General features: G+C 65.6%; 18 protein-coding genes. 14 read left to right on the plus strand and 4 right to left on the minus strand.

The genetic code is table 11. The features are described 5' to 3' along the window. The first annotated feature begins 11 nt into the window (after positions 1–11). The 3 genes from L0U84_RS08485 to L0U84_RS08495 are packed head-to-tail and all read left to right on the plus strand — an operon-like array spanning position 12 to position 3,557. A complete protein-coding gene (locus L0U84_RS08485; protein ID WP_233849221.1) occupies positions 12–1,247 on the plus strand; it encodes an MFS transporter in 1,236 nt (411 codons plus the stop codon). Beyond that, positions 1,240–2,523, plus strand: coding sequence for an aspartate aminotransferase family protein (locus tag L0U84_RS08490; protein ID WP_233849223.1), 1,284 nt, complete (start codon positions 1,240–1,242; stop codon positions 2,521–2,523). The genes L0U84_RS08485 and L0U84_RS08490 overlap by 8 nt, the downstream gene beginning before the upstream one ends. An 11-nt stretch (positions 2,524–2,534) precedes the next feature. Further along, positions 2,535–3,557 (plus strand): phosphotransferase enzyme family protein, encoded by a 1,023-nt coding sequence (locus tag L0U84_RS08495; RefSeq protein WP_233849225.1) that lies wholly within the window; start codon positions 2,535–2,537, stop codon positions 3,555–3,557. Positions 3,558–3,663: 106 nt separating this feature from the next. On the opposite strand, the gene L0U84_RS08500 is transcribed toward L0U84_RS08495, so the two are convergent. Beyond that, positions 3,664–4,602 (minus strand): helix-turn-helix domain-containing protein, encoded by a 939-nt coding sequence (locus L0U84_RS08500; RefSeq protein WP_233849227.1) that lies wholly within the window; start codon positions 4,600–4,602, stop codon positions 3,664–3,666. Between the two features lie 516 nt (positions 4,603–5,118). Between L0U84_RS08500 and L0U84_RS08505 the strand changes: the two genes are divergently transcribed. From L0U84_RS08505 to L0U84_RS08515, 3 genes are all read left to right on the plus strand, one after another. Continuing rightward, positions 5,119–6,159: a zinc-dependent alcohol dehydrogenase family protein gene (locus tag L0U84_RS08505; protein ID WP_233849229.1), complete on the plus strand. Its 1,041-nt coding sequence runs from the start codon at positions 5,119–5,121 to the stop codon at positions 6,157–6,159. Positions 6,160–6,266: 107 nt separating this feature from the next. Then, complete coding sequence (locus L0U84_RS08510) at positions 6,267–7,136, plus strand: potassium channel family protein (RefSeq protein WP_233849230.1); 870 nt, start codon at positions 6,267–6,269, stop codon at positions 7,134–7,136. A gap of 172 nt (positions 7,137–7,308) precedes the next feature. Next, entirely contained in the window at positions 7,309–7,584 is a 276-nt protein-coding gene (locus L0U84_RS08515; RefSeq protein ID WP_233849231.1) for a DUF1488 domain-containing protein, read from the plus strand. Between the two features lie 25 nt (positions 7,585–7,609). Here the strand turns inward: L0U84_RS08515 and L0U84_RS08520 are convergent, their stop codons facing one another. Further along, entirely contained in the window at positions 7,610–8,974 is a 1,365-nt protein-coding gene (locus L0U84_RS08520) for an MBL fold metallo-hydrolase RNA specificity domain-containing protein (RefSeq protein ID WP_233849232.1), read from the minus strand. A gap of 261 nt (positions 8,975–9,235) precedes the next feature. On the opposite strand from L0U84_RS08520, the gene L0U84_RS08525 reads away from it, so the two are divergent. The 5 genes from L0U84_RS08525 (at position 9,236) to L0U84_RS08545 (ending at position 15,056) form a co-directional block, all read left to right on the plus strand. Beyond that, complete coding sequence (locus L0U84_RS08525) at positions 9,236–10,168, plus strand: LysR family transcriptional regulator (protein ID WP_233849233.1); 933 nt, start codon at positions 9,236–9,238, stop codon at positions 10,166–10,168. 120 nt (positions 10,169–10,288) lie between these two features. Beyond that, positions 10,289–11,497 carry a YbfB/YjiJ family MFS transporter gene (locus L0U84_RS08530; RefSeq protein ID WP_233851979.1) on the plus strand — a complete coding sequence of 403 codons (1,209 nt, stop codon included), beginning with the start codon at positions 10,289–10,291 and terminating at the stop codon, positions 11,495–11,497. Beyond that, positions 11,494–12,777, plus strand: a complete 1,284-nt coding sequence (locus L0U84_RS08535; RefSeq protein ID WP_233849234.1) for an MFS transporter — start codon at positions 11,494–11,496, stop codon at positions 12,775–12,777. The genes L0U84_RS08530 and L0U84_RS08535 overlap by 4 nt, the downstream gene beginning before the upstream one ends. 57 nt (positions 12,778–12,834) lie before the next feature. Then, positions 12,835–13,935 (plus strand): NAD(P)H-dependent flavin oxidoreductase, encoded by a 1,101-nt coding sequence (locus tag L0U84_RS08540; RefSeq protein ID WP_233849235.1) that lies wholly within the window; start codon positions 12,835–12,837, stop codon positions 13,933–13,935. Positions 13,936–14,102: 167 nt separating this feature from the next. Continuing rightward, a complete protein-coding gene (locus tag L0U84_RS08545; RefSeq protein WP_233849237.1) occupies positions 14,103–15,056 on the plus strand; it encodes a LysR family transcriptional regulator in 954 nt (317 codons plus the stop codon). A 31-nt stretch (positions 15,057–15,087) separates the two neighbouring features. On the opposite strand, the gene L0U84_RS08550 is transcribed toward L0U84_RS08545, so the two are convergent. Further along, positions 15,088–15,798, minus strand: a complete 711-nt coding sequence (locus L0U84_RS08550) for an SDR family NAD(P)-dependent oxidoreductase (protein ID WP_233849238.1) — start codon at positions 15,796–15,798, stop codon at positions 15,088–15,090. A gap of 188 nt (positions 15,799–15,986) precedes the next feature. Further along, complete coding sequence (locus L0U84_RS08555) at positions 15,987–16,409, minus strand: VOC family protein (RefSeq protein WP_233849239.1); 423 nt, start codon at positions 16,407–16,409, stop codon at positions 15,987–15,989. 195 nt (positions 16,410–16,604) lie between these two features. Between L0U84_RS08555 and L0U84_RS08560 the strand changes: the two genes are divergently transcribed. The 3 genes from L0U84_RS08560 (at position 16,605) to L0U84_RS08570 (ending at position 19,234) form a co-directional block, all read left to right on the plus strand. Then, positions 16,605–17,042 (plus strand): MarR family winged helix-turn-helix transcriptional regulator, encoded by a 438-nt coding sequence (locus L0U84_RS08560; RefSeq protein WP_233849240.1) that lies wholly within the window; start codon positions 16,605–16,607, stop codon positions 17,040–17,042. An 85-nt stretch (positions 17,043–17,127) separates the two neighbouring features. Further along, positions 17,128–18,690: a DHA2 family efflux MFS transporter permease subunit gene (locus L0U84_RS08565; protein WP_233849241.1), complete on the plus strand. Its 1,563-nt coding sequence runs from the start codon at positions 17,128–17,130 to the stop codon at positions 18,688–18,690. Between the two features lie 106 nt (positions 18,691–18,796). Further along, positions 18,797–19,234 carry a MarR family winged helix-turn-helix transcriptional regulator gene (locus tag L0U84_RS08570; RefSeq protein WP_233849242.1) on the plus strand — a complete coding sequence of 146 codons (438 nt, stop codon included), beginning with the start codon at positions 18,797–18,799 and terminating at the stop codon, positions 19,232–19,234. Positions 19,235–19,270: the final 36 nt, after the last annotated feature.

Consider the following 19,270-nt stretch of genomic DNA (forward strand, 5'->3'; position numbering starts at 1 on the left):
GTCAACGCACCATGAATACGTCATCAGTCGATCTGCGGGACAGCGACATGCGCGAACAGACGGATTCGAATTCCCGGGCACGCCTGTGGGTGGCAATCCTCGCGGGCGTAGTCGGGCCGGAAGTGTTCATCGTCCAGCCCGCGGTCGTCGAGGGCTTCGTCAAGTACCTCGGCTTCGACGCGGTGGCGGCGGGCTACGCGGCGTCGGTGGAGGTGTGGGGCATCGCGCTGAGCTCGATCCTGCTGCCGCTCGTCGCGAAGCGCGTGAACTGGCGCACGGTGATCGTGCTGTCGATCCTGCTGATGGCGGCCGGTAACGCGGCCTCCGCGTTCACGCCCGATCATGGCGTCTTTCTGGTGTGGCGATTCCTCGTCGGCGTCGGCGCGGGCGGCCTGATCTCGCTGAGTTTCGCGGCGGTCGGGCTCACCGCGAACCCTGAGCGCAACTTCGGCTACATGATCATGTGGGTGATGATCTATGGCGCGCTGGGATTGTGGCTCGTGCCGAGCGCGTTCGAGCTCGGCGGCATGCAGCTGCTGCTGTTCTTCTTCGCCGCGTTTCCGTTGCTGGTGCTGCCGTTCGTGCGTTTTCTGCCGCGTGGCGGCGAGAGCGCGCCGCATTCCGACGCGAACGCGATCGAGCTGCCCACGCTCGCGAAAGCATCCGCGTTGCTCGCGATGCTGCTGTACTTCGTCGCGCAGGGCATCGTGTGGGCGTACCTGTTCCTGATCGGCACCGACGACGGCCTCGGCGAGCAGCAGGTCGCCAACGCGCTGACGCTGTCGCAGTTCATGGGCGTGCTCGGCGCGTGGGCATTCGGTGCATTCGGCGCGCGCATCGGCCGCTCGCGCGCGCTCACGGCGAGCGTGCTCGGCGGTTCGTTGTGCCTGCTTCTGCTGACCACGCACACGAGCTTCGCGATCTTCGCGCTGGTCGTCTGCGTCTACAACTTCTTCTGGAACGTGGCCCAGCCGGCCTTGCTGTCGGCGATGGCCGTGTTCGACCGGCGCGGGCGCATGGTGCTCGCGGCGACCGCGATGCAGATGATCGGTCTCGCGACCGGTCCCGCGCTCGCCGCCTCGGTCATCGCGTCCGGCAGCTATTCGAAAGTCATCGGCTCCGGTGTCGCGCTGTTCGTCGCGAGCTGGTTCCTCATCTACCTCCCGGTGCGCCGTCACGCGCTGATGCTGCGCGAGGCCAGCACGAACGCCGACGCCGCCCCGGTCACGGAGACGCCTCATGCCTGATCAGGATCTGTTGCAACGCCGCTACCGCGTGCTCGGCAAACGCGCGCCGCTGTTCTACGACGAGCCGCTGCATCTGGTGCGCGGCGAGGGCGTCTGGCTCTACGACGCCAACGGCCGCCGCTATCTCGACGCGTACAACAACGTGCCGCATGTCGGGCACTGCCATCCGCGCGTGACCGACGCGATCGCGCGGCAGGCGTCGCAGCTGAACACGAGCACGCGCTATCTGCACGAGAACATCGTCGCGTATGGCGAGCGGCTCGTATCGACGTTCGACGCGTCGCTGCCGATGGTGATGTTCTGCTGCACCGGCAGCGAAGCGAACGAGCTCGCATTGCGCATCGCGCGCGAATGCACGGGCAACATGGGCATCATCTGCACCGCGCATTCGTATCACGGCAACACGGCGGCAGTGGTGCAGGTCAGCTCGTTTCTGTCGACCGAAGAGCAGCGCGGGCGCTACGTGCGCACGATTCCGGTCATCGACCCGTATCGCGAGCGCGGCGAGCTGAGCGAGGACGAACTCGCGGATCGTTACGCGAGCGAAGTGCAGGCGGCCATCGACGCTTTCGCGGCCGACGGCGTGCGCGTCGCCGGCCTGCTGATGTGCTCGGGACTGTCGTGCGAGGGTCTGCCGGACGTCCCGGCGGGTTATCTGGCGCGCGCCGTGGAGAAGGTGCGCCGCGCGGGCGGCGTCTACATTTCCGACGAAGTGCAGGGCGGTTTCGCGCGTTTCGGCTCGCATTTCTGGGGGCATCAGAAGCTCGGTGTGACGCCCGACATCGTCACGATGGGCAAGCCGATGGGCAACGGCCATCCGCTTGCCGGCGTGGTGGCGCGCCGCGAGCTGATGGAGGACTTCGCCGAGCGCAATCCGATGTACTTCAACACGTTCGCGGGCAACCCGGTCTCGTGCGCGGCCGGCATGGCGGTGCTCGACGTGATCGCCGACGAAGGTCTGCAGCGCAATGCGCAGAGCGTCGGCCAATACGTGCTCGACAAGCTGCGCGGGCTCGCGGCGAAACATCCGGCGATCGGCGACGTGCGCGGCAGCGGCTTGTTCTTCGCGCTCGAGATGGTCGAAGACCGGGCGGCGAAGACGCCGGCTGGCGGCGTGGCGCGCCGCGTCGTCAATGCGATGCGCGAGCGCGGCGTGCTGATCAGCCGGATCGGCGTGCACGACAACATCCTGAAGATCCGCCCGCCGATGCCGTTTGCGACGGCCCACGCCGATCAGCTGATCGACACGCTCGACGCCGTGCTCCGCTCCCTCTGACAGGACCCGCCATGACACGTACAGAAGACGCGCGCGCGTCGGAGGACGCGTTCGCGCTGCAACGTCTCGCCACCCAGGCGCTTGGGCTCTGGGATCTCGACGACCCGATCATCGCGCCGATCAAGATCCGCGAGAACGCAGTGTTTCGCGTCGATACCCGGGACGGCCGGCGCGCCGTGCTGCGCATTCACCGGCTCGGCTATCACGACGACGCGGCGCTCCACTCCGAGTTCGAATGGATGCGCGCGCTCGCCGGCGCCGGCATCGAGGTGCCGCGGGTGGTGAGCTCGCGCGAAGGGCGGCCGTTCGAGCGCGTGCACACCGACGAGCTGCCCGCGGGCCGCCAGATCGACGTGCTCGAATGGGTCGACGGGCGCCAGCTGGGCGCGCTCGAATCGGGCCTCGACGGCGGCGAGGGCGACGTGGCGCAGCGTTATCGCGTGCTCGGCGGCATCGCGGCGCGCATGCACAACCATACGAGCGCGTGGCGCGCGCCCGACGGCTTCAGACGGCATAGCTGGTGCGAACACGGGCTGGCGGGCGACGAGCCGTTGTGGGGACGCTACTGGGAACTGGAGCAACTGGGCGCGTCGCAGCGGCGTCTGTTCGAGCGCGCGCGCGAGGCGATCTGGACCGACCTGAGCACCAATGGCAAGGACGTCGGCCAGTTCGGCCTGATCCACGCCGATCTGGTGCCGGAGAACGTGCTGGTGGACGGCGAGCGCGTGCGCGTGATCGATTTCGACGATGCGGGCTTTGGCTGGCATCTGTTCGACGTGGCGACCTCGCTGTACTTCATCCGCGGCGAGCCGTTCTTCGATACGGCCATGCAGGCATTCGTGGCCGGCTATCGCTTGCATCGGCCGTTGCCCGACGAGCAGTTGCGGCAGTTGCCGCTGTTCATGGCCGCGCGCAGCACGACGTATCTGGGCTGGGTGCACAGAAGAAAGCATACGGATACCGCGAAGGCGCTGACGCCGGTGCTGATCGACTATGCGACCTCGGCTGTCGAAGAGTATCTGGGGAATAGGTAAAAGCGGGGGCGCAGACAGCGAAAAGCCGGGGACGTGCCCCGGCTTTTCGATCCACTTCACCTTTCGCCTTTCGATCCATCTCGCCTAGCGCTGGCCTCGCGCTGGCCTAACGCTGGCGATTGTCCGACGGCATCGCCTCGAACAGTTCGCGATAGTCCTGCGTGAAGTGTCCCGAGTGAAAAAAGCCCCACCGTTGCGCGGCATCGCGCACGGTCAGCTCGACCGGCGACGATTTGCGCAGCAACTGGCGCACGTGATTCAGCCGTATCGCGCGCATGTATTCGACCGGCGATTTGCCGGTCACCAGACGAAAGCTCGTCTGCACTGTGCGCCGGCTGATCCGCAGCGATTCGCACAGCTCCTGCACGGTCACGGGCTCCAGCGGGCGCGCGAGGATCATCTCGTGCGCGCGTGCGACCACGTCGCTCTGCGACATCCACGTGATGTCGGTCTTTTCGTCGCGCACGCCGTCGTCGACCAGTGTGTCGAGCATGTCGAGAATCTGTGCCGAGACGCGGCGCCGCGCGAGTTCGGACGGCGCGCACGCGTTCAGTGCGAACGCCTCGTCGGTCACGTAGCGCCACATCGCGATGAACTGCTCACGCGCGCCGGGCGCGAGCGGAAGCACGGAAGTCTTGCTGGACAGACGGGTTTCGAGCCGCGCGGCCAGCTCCGGATAGTCGGCCAGGAACGGCAACTTCACGCCGAGAGCGAGGAGCTCGGTTTCACCCGGAAAATGCAGGAAGAACTCGCGGCTGGCGCGTGCGCAGATCATCGAATCCGCGCTGACGGAGCGGTCCGCGAAGGTGACGGGCGAGTTCGTGTCGAGCACGATGCCGAACACGAGCATGTCGCTCGGCGTGCTGCCTTGCTGCACGACGCGGCGATTCACGGATTCGTAGAACACGTGGATGTCGTCGACGCCGACCTGCTGGAGTCGACCTTGAAACGGCCCGCTATCGAGCTGGAAATACTGCTGTTCCCAGCCGGAAAGCATCGCGGCGTGTTCGCCGGCGTCGGTAAAAGTGTGATTCTCGAGCTGCATGATGGTTTGCGGATAAATCGCGGGCCGATCGGTGAACGACGCACAGGTTGCTTATTAACCGACCGGTGCGTCGGTTAATTCAGTGCGAAGGATGCAGGGACGAAAGCCTGTTAGCAAGCCCGGGATGGCCCTGGCTTGCCGGGTTCAGATGTCTCCTTGCGCATTCGGGCTGTTTCGTGGGGCGCCGCCGTCGATTTCGGGTTCGAGGGTTCGCGCATTTGAGCCGAGCATACGGCGGCTCGGTCGATCGGACAAATCGATAGAAAATGCTGTTCTGAATAAATGGCAGTGATATTAGGGAATGGGGACGCCGACTCGCGACCCTTTCATGAAACGAGTCTGATCCGTCGATGCTTGACCCAGATCAAGCCGCCCGCCATGCCCACGCGCATGATGTAAGCGCGTGCCGCATTATTTTCCGCCACCGCCAGCCGACGCATGACTCGATCTGGTCGAGGCGCGAACACGTCTGCCGGCTCGCATCGTGTTTCATTCCGGTCACAGGAGAAGTCCGACATGAAAGCACTCGTTTATCACGGTCCCGGCATAAAGTCGCTCGACGAACGGCCGATACCCGAACTCACGGTGCCCACCGATGCAATCGTGAAAGTCACGCGCACGACGATCTGCGGCACCGATCTGCACATTCTCAAGGGCGACGTGCCGACCTGCGAGCCGGGCCGCATTCTCGGCCACGAAGGCGTCGGTGTCGTGCATCAGGTCGGCGAGGCGGTGAGCGGGCTCGCGCCCGGCGATCACGTGCTGATCTCGTGCATCACCTCGTGCGGCCGCTGCGACTACTGCCGGCGTGGCATGTATTCGCATTGCACGACGGGGGGCTGGATTCTCGGTAACCGGATCGACGGCACGCAGGCCGAATACGTGCGCATTCCGCATGCGCAGAGCAGTCTGTATCAAATTCCAGCGGGCCTCGACGAAGAGGCGCTCGTGATGCTGTCCGACATTCTGCCGACCGGCTTCGAATGCGGGGTGCTCAACGGCAAGGTTCAGCCGGGCTGCACGGTCGCGATCGTCGGCGCCGGGCCGATCGGGCTCGCGGCGCTGTTGACCGCGCAATTCTATTCGCCGGCGCAGATCATCATGATCGATCCGGACGCCAACCGGCTCGAGGTCGCGCAGCGTTTCGGCGCGACCGCGTGCATCGACAATGCGCACACCGACGCGGTCGCGCAAGTGCTGCAGCTGACGGAATCGGCAGGCGCCGACTGCGTGATCGAAGCGGTCGGCATTCCGGCGACGTTCGAACTCTGCCAGGAGCTGGTCGCGCCGGGCGGCACCATTGCGAACGTCGGCGTGCATGGCGTCAAGTGCGATCTGCATCTGGAAAAGCTGTGGGATCGCAACATCGCGATCACGACGCGTCTCGTCGATACCGTCAGTACGCCGATGCTGTTGAAGACGGTCAAGGCGGGGCGGATCGATCCCACGCGTCTGATCACGCATCGCTTCCGGCTCGACGATATTCTTTCGGCTTACGAAACGTTCTCCAGCGCCGCGAGCACGCGCGCGCTGAAGGTGTTGATCGAGGCCTCGTAGACGGGGCGCTGCGAGCCTGAACACTCGAGCGATCGCGCGGCCCGGGTGCGTTTGCGGCGCCGGGACGGTATCGCGCGAAACCCGACAGGCCGGAAGCGATACGCGCGATGACTGACCACATGATCGACCACGGCCTCGGCGGCTACGGATTGGGCGGCGCAAGCGCGCACGACGGCCCGCGCGCCGTGCGGGCATGGCGCCGGCTGCGCTGGGGGCTGTGCGCGCTGAGCTTCTGCGCGATCCCCGCGTTCTATGTCGAACTGACTGTGCCCAGCGCGTTTGCGCTGACCCTGTCGCGCACACTGTACCTAAGCATGTTCGCCGGCTTTGCGTTGTCGTTCACGTGGCTGGCCCATCTGAGCAGACGGCCGAAGACGCTGCTCGCGAACAACTGGCTGGACCTGCTGATCGCGCTCGGCGCGGCGCTGAGCATCGGCTTCGGCACGCCGCCGTGGCAGCCGGTCGAATGGCTGCTGCGGCTGTCGTTCATGGCGGTCGTCGCGTTGCGCATCGTGCTGTCGCTGCGTGAGTTCGTCACGCCGAACCGTCTGATGTGGCTGCTGCTCGCCGGCGCGCTCGTGCTCGCGATGGCCGGTGCCGGATTCTATTGGCTCGAACCGCGCGTGCATTCGTACTCCGAGGGGCTTTGGCTTGCGTTCGAGAGCAGCGCGACCGTGGGCTATGGCGACATCGCGCCGACCACGCCCGCCTCGCGTGTCTTCGCGGCATTCGTCGTGCTGCTCGGCTACGGCATGTTGTCGCTGGTCTTCGCGAGCATTGCCGCGGCATTCATTGGCAAAGAGGAGAGGGCGCTGCGGCGCGAGATGCATCGGGACATCAAGCATCTGAACGATGAAATCGTGCGCCTGCATGCTGAACTGAAGGCGTTGCGCCAGACCATCGACGCCGCCGCGCGTCGCAGCGACGCGCAGGCGGGTTGCGCGACGCGCACACGGGCGAATGACCCGTCGCGCTGACAGGACCGCGGCCTGCGGCGCCACCTTGGAGCGTGCGGGATACCGCCTTGACGTAAGTCAAATTCGCCGTGATTGGTGTGACTAAGCTGGAAACCACGCTGGAAACGTCGCGGCGCATGCGTTACCTCGCATCCGCCGATGCGCTACTTCATGCCCGTAAGGGGGCGTCACCATGCACATTTCCTTTCCATCCTGCATGCCCGAATACTGCGCCCGCGATCTGGTGCTGGCGTTTCCTGCGCTCGTCGACGATCGGGCCGTGCAGTGCGCGATCACGGCCGAGGCGCTCGAAGATCATTTCGGCGCGCGCTCGCTGCGCGAAGACGATCTGGTCGAAGCGTTCCTTGCGCACCGTTTCCAGATCGAACAGGCCGCCAAACGGCTGCTCGATGAGGTCGGCGCCAAGCCGGTGCTGCTGCACAGCGGATTTTTCAGGTTCTGCACCTGACTGCCCGGGCGGGCGCCTGCCGGGATTACATCTGCCCGAGCTCGACGCTTTGCCCGTAGACGGGTACCTCGCAGGGCCAGCCGAGCGTCTCCACGATGCGCCGCCGCATCGCATCGGCCGCGGCGGGTTCGCCATGCGTGACGAAGGTGCGGGTGGGCGCGTCGGTCAGACTCGACAGCCAGTGCAGCAATTCGCGGTAATCGGCATGCGCGGACAGCGACGTGATCGATTCGACGTTCGCGCGCACCCGCACGTATTCGCCGAACAGTTTGATCGACGGCTCGTGGGCCGCCAGCGCCGCGCCGCGCGTGCCGGCCGCCTGGTAGCCGACCAGTGCGATCGTATTGCGCGGATCGTCCGCATAGAGCCGCAGATGATGCAGCACGCGCCCGCCGGTCGCCATGCCGCTGCCGGCGATGATCACCATCGGACCGTGATGCGACGCGATCGCCTTCGACTGATCGACGCTTCTGACCATGATCGCGGCCTTGTCGATCGCAGTCGCGTCGGAGATCGTCAGGCGATGCTCGGCCAGATGCCTGCGATACACGTCCGTCACGCTGGTCGCCATCGGACTGTCCAGATATACGGGCACGTGCGGCATGCGCCCGGTCTCTTTCAGCTTCGCGATGTAGTAAAGGATTTCCTGCGTGCGGCCGACCGCGAAGCACGGCATCACCACCAAGCCGCCTTTGGCGAAGGTTCGGCTGAAGAGCCGCTCTAGTTCGTCGCGCGGATTCGAGTCCGGATGCAGGCGGTCGCCGTAGGTCGACTCGACGACGAGGTAATCGGCGTGCGCGAGCGGCGCGGGCGCGCGCATGATCGGGTCTTCGGGACGGCCCACGTCGCCGGAAAACGCCAGCACCTTGTGATTGCGGCACATGACGACGCTCGCCGCGCCGAGGATGTGCCCTGACGGCAGGAACCGGAAACACAGCCCATGCGGCATTTCGACGGGCGTATCGAAGCGGCGTGGCGCAAGCAGATGCAACGCGCGCTGCGCGTCGTCCTGCGTGTACAGCGGCAGCGCCGGCCGATGCTTCGAGAAGCCGTGGCGGTTCGCGAACTCCGCTCCTTCTTCCTGCAGCTTCGCGCTGTCGGGCAGCATGATCTCGCACAGCGCGGCGGTGCCGGGCGTGCAATAGACGGGACCGCGAAAGCCGTTTCGCGCGAGCAACGGCAGATAGCCGCTGTGGTCGAGATGGGCGTGGGTCAGGATCACCGCGTCGATCGAATCGGCCGGCACCGGCAGAGGCGCCCAGTTGCGCAGCCGCAGGTTCTTGGGGCCCTGAAACAGCCCGCAATCGACGAGGATGCGCAAGCCTGGTTCGTCCAGCAGATACTTCGACCCAGTGACGGTCTCGGTTGCACCGAGAAAGGTCAGATTCATGGTTCCTCCGTTGCCGTGGCGCCCGTACTAGGCGTCGCACACGACCATTTCAGCGGATGTGGGCGCCGGGCTCTTGATCTGGATCATCGGTCGCGCAGCGCCCGCGCGAAAGCGGTGGCCTGGGCGCTTGACCTCGATCAGGCCGTAAAAGAACAAACGGCCACGCTGACGCTTCGCGTATTCCGCTAAGATCGTGCCGGCATTCACCGACCCAAGAGATCGCGGGGCCTCCGACACCCCAATCTGAAAACCAGACACGCCATGGACCGTATCGACGCGATGAAGGTATTCGTCGCCACGCTCGACGAGGGAAGTCTGGCGGGCGCAGGCCGCCGCCTCGGCCGCTCGCCGGCGGCGGTGAGCCGGGCCATCGCGTTTCTGGAGACGCACGCGGGCACGCCGCTGCTACACCGCACCACGCGCACGATCCGGCTGAGCGAAGCGGGCGAGCGCTACGCGCTGGCGTGCCGGCGCATCCTCGCGGATCTGGAGGAGGCGGACCTGCTCGCCGCCGACGAGCGCTCCGCGCCGCGCGGCCTGCTTGCCGTGACGGCGGCGGTGGCCGTGGGCGAGGAGGTGCTGCGCCCGATCGTCGACGCGTTTCTCGATCGCCATCCGCAGGCGTCGATCCGCCTGCACCTGCTCGACCGGCCCGTGAGCCTGATCGACGAAGGCATCGACGTCGCATTGCGCATCGCCCATCTGCAGGACTCGACACTCGTCGCCATTCCGGTGGGCGAGGTGAGGCGGGTGGTGGTCGCTTCGCCCGACTATCTCGCCACGCATCCGGCCATCGTGGCGCCCGCCGATCTCGCCAGCCATCCGATCATTTCGATGACGCATTTCGGGCTCGACTCGTGGAGCTTTCCGGCCGCGCGTCAAACGGCGCTGCCGCAGGTCGTGCGCTTCACGCCGCGCTTCATCGTCAATACGATCCGCGCGGCGCTGGCTTCAGCCGTGGCCGGGCATGGCGTCACGCGGCTGTTCTCCTATCACGTGGCCGAGCAGGTCAAGGCCGGTGCGCTGAAAATCGTGCTGCGCGACAGCGAGCATGCGCCGCTGCCCGTCAATCTGGTGACGCCGCACGGGCGCCTGGCGGTGCCGAAGGTGCGCAGTTTCGTCGATTTCGCCGCGCCGTTGCTGCGCGAGTATTTCGAGCAGGCCCAGCAGATCACCGACATCGATCGACGCTGATTCGATCGCTGCGCGGAAGAATGACTTCCGCAGCGCGGCGATTCTCGCGCGAGGCGAACCGAAATACACTAGGCCCCATATTCATCAGGTGCTTAACAGCACGGGTCCATGGGTGTCGTCATGCAGCAAGCCGTCTCGAACCCGGCCGCTCCGGCCGGCTACAACGTCTGGCGAGGCACGCTCGCCGGGGCCAGCGCGAGCCTGATCGGCATCGGTCTCGCGCGTTTTGCGTATACGCCGCTGTTGCCGGCCATCATCGGCGCGCACTGGTTTCCTGCTTCGACCGCGGCCTATCTCGGCGCGGCGAACCTCGGCGGCTATCTGGCCGGTGCGCTGCTGGCGGGCGCGATGGTCCGCGTGGCGAAACCCGCCACCGTGCTGCGCGCGATGATGCTGCTCGCGACCATCGCCTTCGTGGCCTGCGCGGTGCCTGTCTCGTTCCTGTGGTTTTTCGTCTGGAGGCTGGCCTCGGGGATCTCGGGCGGCGCACTGATGGTGCTCGCCGCGCCCACCATCCTCGCGCACGTGCCGGCAGCGCGCCGGGGCTTCGCGAGCGGCGGCATCTTCACGGGCATCGGTCTGGGCATCGCCGCTTCGGGCACGATCGTGCCGATTCTGTTGCGACAGGGGCTCACCACTACGTGGCTTGGGCTCGCGGCCGTTTCGCTGCTGCTGAGCGCCGTGGCCTGGAACGGCTGGCCCGAGCACGCCGCGCCCACACACGCCGCCGCGCATGCGCGCTTCGAAAGGGCGCCTGCCTATCCGCGGGCCGGTCTGCGCGCGCTCTACGCCGAGTATGGCCTGAACGCCGTGGGACTCGTGCCGCACATGCTGTTCCTCGTCGACTTCGTGGCGCGCGGGCTCGGCCGCGGTGTCGACGCGGGCGCCGAATTCTGGGTGCTGTACGGCCTGGGCGCGATCGTCGGGCCGCTCGCGGCGGGGCATCTCGCCGATCGCGCGGGTTTCGGCCGCGCGCTGCGCGTCGCGTATCTGGTGCAGGCCGTGGCGGTCGCGATTCCGGCCGCAGGCTTGTTCGGGTCGGCGGGGTTGATGGTGTCTGCCTTTGTCGTGGGCGCGTTCACGCCGGGCATCGTGCCGCTCGCGCTCGGTCGTGTGAACGAGTTGCTCGTGCACCATCCGTCCGCCGTCAAGGGCGCATGGAGCCGCGCAACGACGAGCTTCGCGGTGATGCAGGCGCTGGCGGCTTACGGTCTTTCGTTCGTGTTCTCTTCGAGCGGCGGCAATTATCTGGTGCTTTACGCGATTGGCGCGGTGGCACTTCTGCTCGCACTCGCCATCGATCTGTTTGCCGCACGGAGCGCAAAATGAATTCCACGGTCTCTTCTTCACCGGCGGCGCTGGTGCCGCCGCATGCACAGCACGACGCGCGGCCGCGTGGCTACGCGGAGCGCAATGTGCAGTACTGGCGGCGCAATCTGATCGTCTGCGTATTCGGCTCGTTTACGACGCTCGTGAGCCTGAGCATGCTGCTGCCGTTCCTGCCGCTCTACGTGCGCCAACTCGGCGTCAGTTCGCAGTCCGCGGTGATCCAGTGGTCGGGCATCGCGTTCGGCGCGACCTTCCTCGGCACCGCGCTCACCGCGCCACTGTGGGGGCGTCTGGCCGACCGCTACGGCCGCAAGCCGATGCTCGTTCGCGCGGCGATCGGTATGGCCGTGGTGATGTCGTTGATCGGCGTGGCGCACAATGTCTACGAACTGGTCGGGCTGCGTCTGATCGCCGGTCTGGTCGGCGGCTATGCATCCGCATCCACGGTGATGGTGGGCACCCAGGCGCCGCGCGAACGCGCCGGTTGGGCGCTCGGCATCCTGTCGACGGGCGCGCTCGCCGGCAACCTGGTCGGGCCGCTCGTCGGCGGCGTGCTGCCGGACTGGATCGGCATTCGCGGCACGTTCTTCGCGGGCGGCGCGATGATCGCCGCGGCGGCGCTGCTGACCATCTTCCTGGTGAAAGAAGAGTTTCACCCGGCCAGCGACGCGAAAGCCCACGCGCGCGGCACCGCGGACGCACCCGTGCGCCGCGCCAATTATGCGGTGGTGGCCGCGCTGCTCGTGACGGCGATGATGGTGCTGCTCGCCAACATGTCGATCGAGCCGATCATCACCGTGTATATCGGTGGTCTCGGCGTGAGCGCGCCGCATCTTGCTCGCGTTGCTGGCGTGGTCATGGCATGCTCGGCGCTCGGGAGCATGCTGACAGCGGCGCGCCTCGGCGCGCTGGCCGACCGGTTTGGAAGCTGGCGCGTGATCGTTGTCTGCCTCGTGCTCACCGGGTTGGCGATGGTGCCGCAAGCGTTCGTCACGCAGTGGTGGCAGCTGGCGGGTTTGCGGGTGTTGATGGGCATGACCCTCGCGGGTCTGTTGCCGTCGATCGGCAAGCTGGCGCGGCAATCCGTGGACGAAAGCAAGACAGGGCGCCTGCTCGGCTATCTGCAATCGGCGCAATTCAGCGGCCAGGTGGTGGGGCCGGTGATCGGCGGCGTGATCGGCGTTCATCTCGGGCTGCACGCGGTGTTCTTCGCGACCGGTGCGCTGCTGATCGCCTGTGGCGGCCTCGCGCGATGGGCGCACCGTCGCGCCGAGGCCTGAGCGGCTGGCAAGCTGGCAGCCGCATCGAACCTTTAACGCATCCAGTGGGAAGGGAACATGAGCACTCAAGCGGACAATCGCGCATTGCTGCGCACGCTCGGCATCCACAAGCCGATCATTCAGGCGCCGATGGCCGGCGTCACCACGCCGGCGCTGGCCGCCGCGGTGTCGAACGCCGGCGGTCTCGGCTCGCTCGGCGTTGCCGCAATGAACGCGGAGAACGCGCGCCGCGCGATCCAGCAGACCCGCGAGCTAACCACGAAGCCGTTCAACATCAACGTGTTCTGCCATCGCCCGGCGACGCCCGATGCCGCCGTCGAGCGTGCATGGCTCGACTGGCTCGAACCGGTGTTCCGGCAATACGGCGCGACGCCGCCGCAAGCGCTCTCCGAGATCTACACGAGCTTCGTCGTCGACACCGCGATGCAGGCGATGCTGCTCGCGGAGAAGCCGGCCGTCGTGAGCTTCCATTTCGGCTTGCCGCCCGATGCGGTGATCGCGCAACTGAAGCACGCGGGGATCCGTTTGCTCGCGAGCGCGACCAGTCTGGACGAAGCGGCGGCGGCCGTCGAGGCGGGTGTCGATGCGATCGTCGCGCAGGGCGTCGAAGCGGGTGGTCATCGCGGCGTGTTCGACACGAGCGGGCGCGACGAGCGCCTCGGCACGTTCGCGCTGACGCGTCTCGTGGTGAGCGAGTTCGACCTGCCCGTGATCGCGGCGGGCGGCATCATGGACGGCGCCGGCATCGCGGCCGCGCTCGCGCTGGGCGCGCAGGCGGCGCAATTGGGCACGGCCTTCGTCGCGTGTCCGGAAACCTCGATCGACGACGGTTATCGCCGCGCATTGCTCAGCGATGCGGCACGCTCTACAACGTTCACGTCGGCCATTTCGGGGCGCCTCGCGCGCAGCATCGTCAATCGATTCACCGCGCTCGGCGAGGATCCGCAAGCGCCGCGCACGCCGTCCTATCCGATCACCTATGACGCGGGCAAGGCGCTCAATGCAGCCGCCAAGGCCAAGGGCGAGTTCGGCTACGGCGCACAATGGGCGGGCCAGGCCGCGCCGCTCGCGCGTTCGTTGCCCGCCGGCGAACTGATGGCGCAACTGGAGCGCGAAACGCGTGAAAGTATCGAGCGGCTGCAATCGGTGTGGAACTGAGCAGTCGGACTTTCAAGCTTCGCATCAATTGATGAAGACATCGGCACGCGTGGTGCGGGCGCGTGCGGATGTCCGGTTGGGTTGCAGCATCAGTTCCGTGCCTACGCGTTCGGTCCCGCGCGGCAGAGATCGATGAGTACTTGAGCAAAAAACAAAGGGAGACCGGCATGCAACGCAAATTCGACGATCTGCTGCTGGGCAGCATCGAGCTCTTCTGCCTCGCGGCGGAACTCGGAAGCTTTACGCTCGCGGCCAATGCCGCGAGCGTCACGCCGGCGGCCGTGAGCCGCTCGGTCGCAAGGCTCGAGGAACGGCTCGGTGTGCGCCTGTTCGTGCGCACGACGCGCCAGATCCGACTGACCGACGCGGGTCGGCGCTACTTCGAGCAGTGCCGCGAGGCGCTGTCGCAACTGATGGACGCCGAGCGCGAAGTGACGGGCGAGCAGACCACGCCGGCCGGCGTGCTGCGCATCAGCATGCCGACGCCCTATGGGCACTATCGCGTGTTGCCGCTGCTGCCAGCGTTTCGCGAGCGCTATCCGCAAGTCCAGGTCGAGACGCACCTGAGCAACCGCAACATCGACTTCGCGGACGAAGGTTTCGATCTCGCGATCCGCGGACGGGCGCCGGCCGATTCGAACCTCGTCGCGCGCAAGCTCGAAGACGCGGAAATGGTCGTGGTGGCGACGCCCGCCTATTTGAAGCGCGCGGGCGTGCCGAAAACCGTCGAGGACCTGCAGGCCCACGAGTGCATCCAGTTCGAGATGCCGAGCAGCGGACGCCATCTCGCGTGGACCTTCGAGGGTTCGACGGAAAATGGCGACGTGCTGACGACCGGAAGCTACGGAACGTCCGGCGACGCGCTCGCCGGCGTGACGCTCGCGCGCGCTGGCGCGGGCCTTTTTCAGACGTATCGATTCGTCGTGGCCGACGACCTGCGCGAAGGCCGGCTCGTGGAAGTGTTGCGCGAAGCGGGCGGGCGCACGCGGCCATTCATCCTGCTTTATCCGCACGCGCGCTATCTGACTTCGCGCGTGCGGGCTTTCGTCGAATTTCTGATCGAGCAGTTGGCCCGATCCGCGGCGCCCCAAACGCCGGCGCCGCGCGCGCGCGCGCACTGAGCGGCGCGCGCGTTTTCATCGCATGGCCCGCTCAGTGGCCCGCGCTCTGGCCGCCGTCCACATGCAGGATCTCGCCGGTCACGAACGGCGCTGCGTCGAGATAGAGGATCGCATTGACGATGTCGCTCATCTCGCCCATATGCCCCATCGGATGCAACCCGCCAAGCGCCGCGTGGGTTTCGGGCGCATGCATCGGTGACTTGATGATGCCGGGCGACACCGCGTTGGCGCGAATGCCGCGCTTCGCATATTCGATCGCGAGCGAGCGGGTCGCGGCGGCGAGGCCGCCCTTGGTCAGCGAGGCCAGCACGGACGGCACGCCGTCGATCGCGTGATCCACGAGAGTCGTCGTGAGGTTGACCACGTGTCCGCGCTCATGCTTCTCCATCTCGGCAATCGCGAGCTGCGTGATGTAGAAAAATCCCGCGAGATTGATGCCGGTGACCGTCGCGTAATCTTCCGCGGTGTATTGGGTGAACGGCTTCGCCACGAAAATGCCCGCATTGTTGACGAGCGTATCGACACGACCGAAATGCTCGACGGCTGCCTCGATCACGCGTCGAGCGGTGGCCGGATCGGCGAGGTCGCCGGCTACAGTGACGAGGTTGGGATCGTCAGACGGTTTGATGCTGCGCGATGTCGCGACCACGTTGTGGCCGAGTTTGCGAAATGCCTTGACCGTTTCGGCGCCGATGCCTTGCGATGCACCAGTGACGACGATGACTTTGGGAGAGTGACTCATAGTGAACCTTGAAGTAGGTTGGATCAGCAGTCTGTGATCGGATTGATGTCTCCGATGGCTGCTAATTTATGCAGTCGCGCTCCGCTTTTGAACACAAGGCGTGGACAAACAGTTGTGAGCCGCAGGAACAAAAGGTCAGCGATTCCGTGTCTCGACGTTGGTCCTGTCATTGCCGGGCTCACCCATGTTCAGGATGCCTGGGCCCGCGGGTCGTGGTCGAACTCGAGCCTGATACCGCCCGGCTCGTACACCATCGTGTGGCGTTTGGGCCCCGGGCCGAGGTTTTCCGGCGCAAATTCGATTTTCACGCCCGGCCAGGCGGACACGCGCGAGAAGATATCGTTGAGCGCCTCTTCACTGCCCACGCGCAACGCAAGATGATGCAGCCCCACATGGACCTTGCGATCGAACTCGACGAGGCGGGCTGCGTCGGTGACTTGCCAGAGCGTCACCATCACATGTCCGTCCGACACGAATGCAGCCGGATAGGCGGGTCTTTCGCCCACCTGCTGCCAGCCAAGACATTGCACGAAGAAGTCACGCGTGAGGTTCAGATCGCGGACGGTGAGTCCGATGTGATCGATACCCAGGGTAAGCGGCTTGTCAGTCATCGTTCTGTCCTCCTGAAGAGAGAGCGGGCAGCGCCCGAATCCGTGCCGGAAAGAATCTGGTCCCAAGGAATCGCGGCAATAGTTGCCGGCGGTGCAATTCTGTTTTTACACCATGTAGCGCATACGGCCAGGAAATCCGCTTGCTTAAATCTGCATAGTCAAATATATTGAAGTCAGATATCGAGGAGGCAAGCGATGGACGATTCGATCAACGACGACTTCGAGCGGACGCAGCAACTGGTGTCCGTGCTGGGTCAGGCGCGTCAGCTGATTGCAAGCGAACTCAGGGCGGGACTGGTGGATGCAAGGCTGAATCTGCAGGAGCGCGGCGTTCTGCTCGCGCTGGCACGCGGGAGCGTGAAAACGCCGGCCGCACTGTCGAAACTGGCGGGCGTCCACCCGGCCCGGATGACCCGGGTGCTGGACAAGCTCGAAAACAGCGGACTGATCGAGCGGGTGCGCAACGGCAGGGATCGCCGTCTCGTCGATGTGTCATTGACGCACAGCGGGCAGGCCGTCGCCGTGCGCAACACGCGGGTTGTCGAGGGAGCATGGAGCGAGCGGCTTGCGCATTTCTCGAAGTCGGACTTCGACGCGCTGAGCCTGCTCCTTTCAAGACTGCTGGACCGCTGAGGCGGCATTTTTTTAACCATTTATCTGACATTGCAGATAATCGCCCGGCAACGCCGGGCACTGCGAACCGAGACGAGGACGTCACATGAATCCATCGACCAACCCAGCCGCGCCGGCCCCGCTGACGGGCGCCAGGTTTGCCATCGGCACCTTTGCCGTGGCGCTCGCCACCTTCATGAACGTGCTGGATTCGTCGATCGCCAACGTCGCGATTCCGACCCTGTCCGGCAACCTCGGCGTGTCGATCGACGAGGGCACATGGGTTATCACGCTGTTCGCCGCGGCCAACGCGGTGTCGATTCCGCTGACCGGATGGCTCACGCAGCGCGTCGGCCAGGTCAAGCTGTTCGTCTGGGCGATCCTGCTGTTCGTGCTGTCGTCGGCGGCGTGCGGCCTCGCGCCGAACCTGCCGACGCTGCTCGTCGCCCGTATCGTGCAGGGTGCCGTGGCGGGGCCGCTGGTGCCGTTGTCGCAGGCCTTGCTGCTCACGTCGTTTCCGAAGGAAAAAGGTTCGAGCGCGCTGGCGCTGTGGGCCATGACCGCGACGGTCGGGCCCATCGCGGGGCCGGCACTCGGCGGCTGGATCACCGACAGCTATAGCTGGTCATGGATCTTTTACATCAACGTGCCGGTCGGCCTGTTTGCCGCGGGCGCGATCTGGGCGATCTACCGCGACCGCGAGACGCCGGCGCGCAAACTCCCGATCGACAAGGTTGGCTTGATCTCGCTGATCGCCTGGGTCGCGCCGCTGCAGATCATGCTCGACAAGGGCCGTGACCTCGACTGGTTCAGCTCGCCTGTGATCTGGGTGCTCACCATTGTCGCCGCGGTCAGCTTCGTGTTCTTCCTGATCTGGGAATTGACTGAGGAAAAACCGATCGTCAACCTGCGGCTGTTCGCCAAACGCAACTTCCTCGGCGGCACGATCGCGATTTCGGTCGCCTACGCGATCTTCTTCGCCAACCTCGTGATCCTGCCGCAGTGGATTCAGGGCTTCCTCGGCTACCGCGCGGTCGACGCGGGGCTCGTCACCGCGCCGCTCGGCATTTTTGCGGTGATCCTCGCCCCGGTGATGGGCAAGATCATGCCGCGTTCGGACATGCGGGTGCTTGCCACGCTTGCGTTCGCCGGATTCGCCGCGGTGTTCTTCATGCGCTCGAACTACACGACCGGCGTCGACGCCTGGACGCTCGTGCTGCCCACCTTGCTGCAGGGCATTCCAACCGCGCTGTTCTTCACGCCGCTCACCGCGATCATCCTGTCGGGTCTGAAGCCGGAGGAGATTCCGGCGGCCGCGGGTCTGTCCAACTTCGCGCGGATCTTTGCCGGCGCGGTGGGCACGTCGCTGATGAGCAACGCGTGGAACGACCGTACGATTCTTCACCATGCACGGCTTGCCGAGCAATCGAGCGTGGACGATCCTGGCTTTACCGGCGCGATCGCGCACCTGCAGGCGGCGCTGGACGCGGGCGTTCCCAAGGCCACCGCTTTTTACGAAGCCTCGCTGAACGCGCAGGCCACGATGCTGGGTCTGAACGACATCTTCTGGATCTCGGCTGTGATCTTTGTCGTCATCATCCCGCTGATCTGGATCACGAAACCGACCAAGGGTGGTGCCGCGGGCGCGGCCGCCGCCGGCGGACATTGAAGCCGATTGGCCAACCCGGTTGGGGCGGAAAATGAAACACACAGTATTCTCCTTGACATTATCTGATAATGCAGATATTGTTCAAATCAACAAGGAGGACACCGCCATGGACCACTACTCGACGAAGAACTTCATGCTTACAGATAGTATCGGCTTCAGGCTGGTCAGGGCCCGTAACATCGTCGTCGCGGAAATGGACGCGGCGCTCAAGGACCTCGACATCAACGGCCAGCAGATGGGCATCCTGCTTTCGCTGAAGCAGGGTGTGGCAACCACGCCTTTCGAGCTGTCGAAGCTGCTCGGCATCGACACCGGCCTGATGACGCGGATGCTGGACAAGCTGGAATCGAAGGGGCTGCTGGAACGTTCGCGCGACCCGGAAGATCGCCGCGTGGTGAATCTGACGTTGACCTCGGAGGGGCAGAAAACCGCCGCGCGGATTCCGGAAATCGCCCCCCATGTATTGAATGCCCGCCTGCGCAAATTCACGAAAGCCGAGTTCGCGGAATTGAACCGCCTGCTTCGCAAGCTGACAGGCGACTGAACGGTGCGGCCATCGTGCCGCGCTTTTTTTTACCCA

This window comes from Paraburkholderia sp. HD33-4, assembly GCF_021390635.1.
Lineage (GTDB): Bacteria > Pseudomonadota > Gammaproteobacteria > Burkholderiales > Burkholderiaceae > Paraburkholderia.

What these genes read in the sequence shown, in the direction of transcription:
- L0U84_RS08485 (WP_233849221.1), top strand. Translation starts at nt 12, where the DNA reads ATGAATACGTCATCAGTCGATCTGCGGGACAGCGACATGCGCGAACAG.
- L0U84_RS08490 (WP_233849223.1), top strand. Translation starts at nt 1,240, where the DNA reads ATGCCTGATCAGGATCTGTTGCAACGCCGCTACCGCGTGCTCGGCAAA.
- L0U84_RS08495 (WP_233849225.1), top strand. Translation starts at nt 2,535, where the DNA reads ATGACACGTACAGAAGACGCGCGCGCGTCGGAGGACGCGTTCGCGCTG.
- L0U84_RS08500 (WP_233849227.1), bottom strand. Translation starts at nt 4,602, where the DNA reads ATGCAGCTCGAGAATCACACTTTTACCGACGCCGGCGAACACGCCGCG.
- L0U84_RS08505 (WP_233849229.1), top strand. Translation starts at nt 5,119, where the DNA reads ATGAAAGCACTCGTTTATCACGGTCCCGGCATAAAGTCGCTCGACGAA.
- L0U84_RS08510 (WP_233849230.1), top strand. Translation starts at nt 6,267, where the DNA reads ATGACTGACCACATGATCGACCACGGCCTCGGCGGCTACGGATTGGGC.
- L0U84_RS08515 (WP_233849231.1), top strand. Translation starts at nt 7,309, where the DNA reads ATGCACATTTCCTTTCCATCCTGCATGCCCGAATACTGCGCCCGCGAT.
- L0U84_RS08520 (WP_233849232.1), bottom strand. Translation starts at nt 8,974, where the DNA reads ATGAATCTGACCTTTCTCGGTGCAACCGAGACCGTCACTGGGTCGAAG.
- L0U84_RS08525 (WP_233849233.1), top strand. Translation starts at nt 9,236, where the DNA reads ATGGACCGTATCGACGCGATGAAGGTATTCGTCGCCACGCTCGACGAG.
- L0U84_RS08530 (WP_233851979.1), top strand. Translation starts at nt 10,289, where the DNA reads ATGCAGCAAGCCGTCTCGAACCCGGCCGCTCCGGCCGGCTACAACGTC.
- L0U84_RS08535 (WP_233849234.1), top strand. Translation starts at nt 11,494, where the DNA reads ATGAATTCCACGGTCTCTTCTTCACCGGCGGCGCTGGTGCCGCCGCAT.
- L0U84_RS08540 (WP_233849235.1), top strand. Translation starts at nt 12,835, where the DNA reads ATGAGCACTCAAGCGGACAATCGCGCATTGCTGCGCACGCTCGGCATC.
- L0U84_RS08545 (WP_233849237.1), top strand. Translation starts at nt 14,103, where the DNA reads ATGCAACGCAAATTCGACGATCTGCTGCTGGGCAGCATCGAGCTCTTC.
- L0U84_RS08550 (WP_233849238.1), bottom strand. Translation starts at nt 15,798, where the DNA reads ATGAGTCACTCTCCCAAAGTCATCGTCGTCACTGGTGCATCGCAAGGC.
- L0U84_RS08555 (WP_233849239.1), bottom strand. Translation starts at nt 16,409, where the DNA reads ATGACTGACAAGCCGCTTACCCTGGGTATCGATCACATCGGACTCACC.
- L0U84_RS08560 (WP_233849240.1), top strand. Translation starts at nt 16,605, where the DNA reads ATGGACGATTCGATCAACGACGACTTCGAGCGGACGCAGCAACTGGTG.
- L0U84_RS08565 (WP_233849241.1), top strand. Translation starts at nt 17,128, where the DNA reads ATGAATCCATCGACCAACCCAGCCGCGCCGGCCCCGCTGACGGGCGCC.
- L0U84_RS08570 (WP_233849242.1), top strand. Translation starts at nt 18,797, where the DNA reads ATGGACCACTACTCGACGAAGAACTTCATGCTTACAGATAGTATCGGC.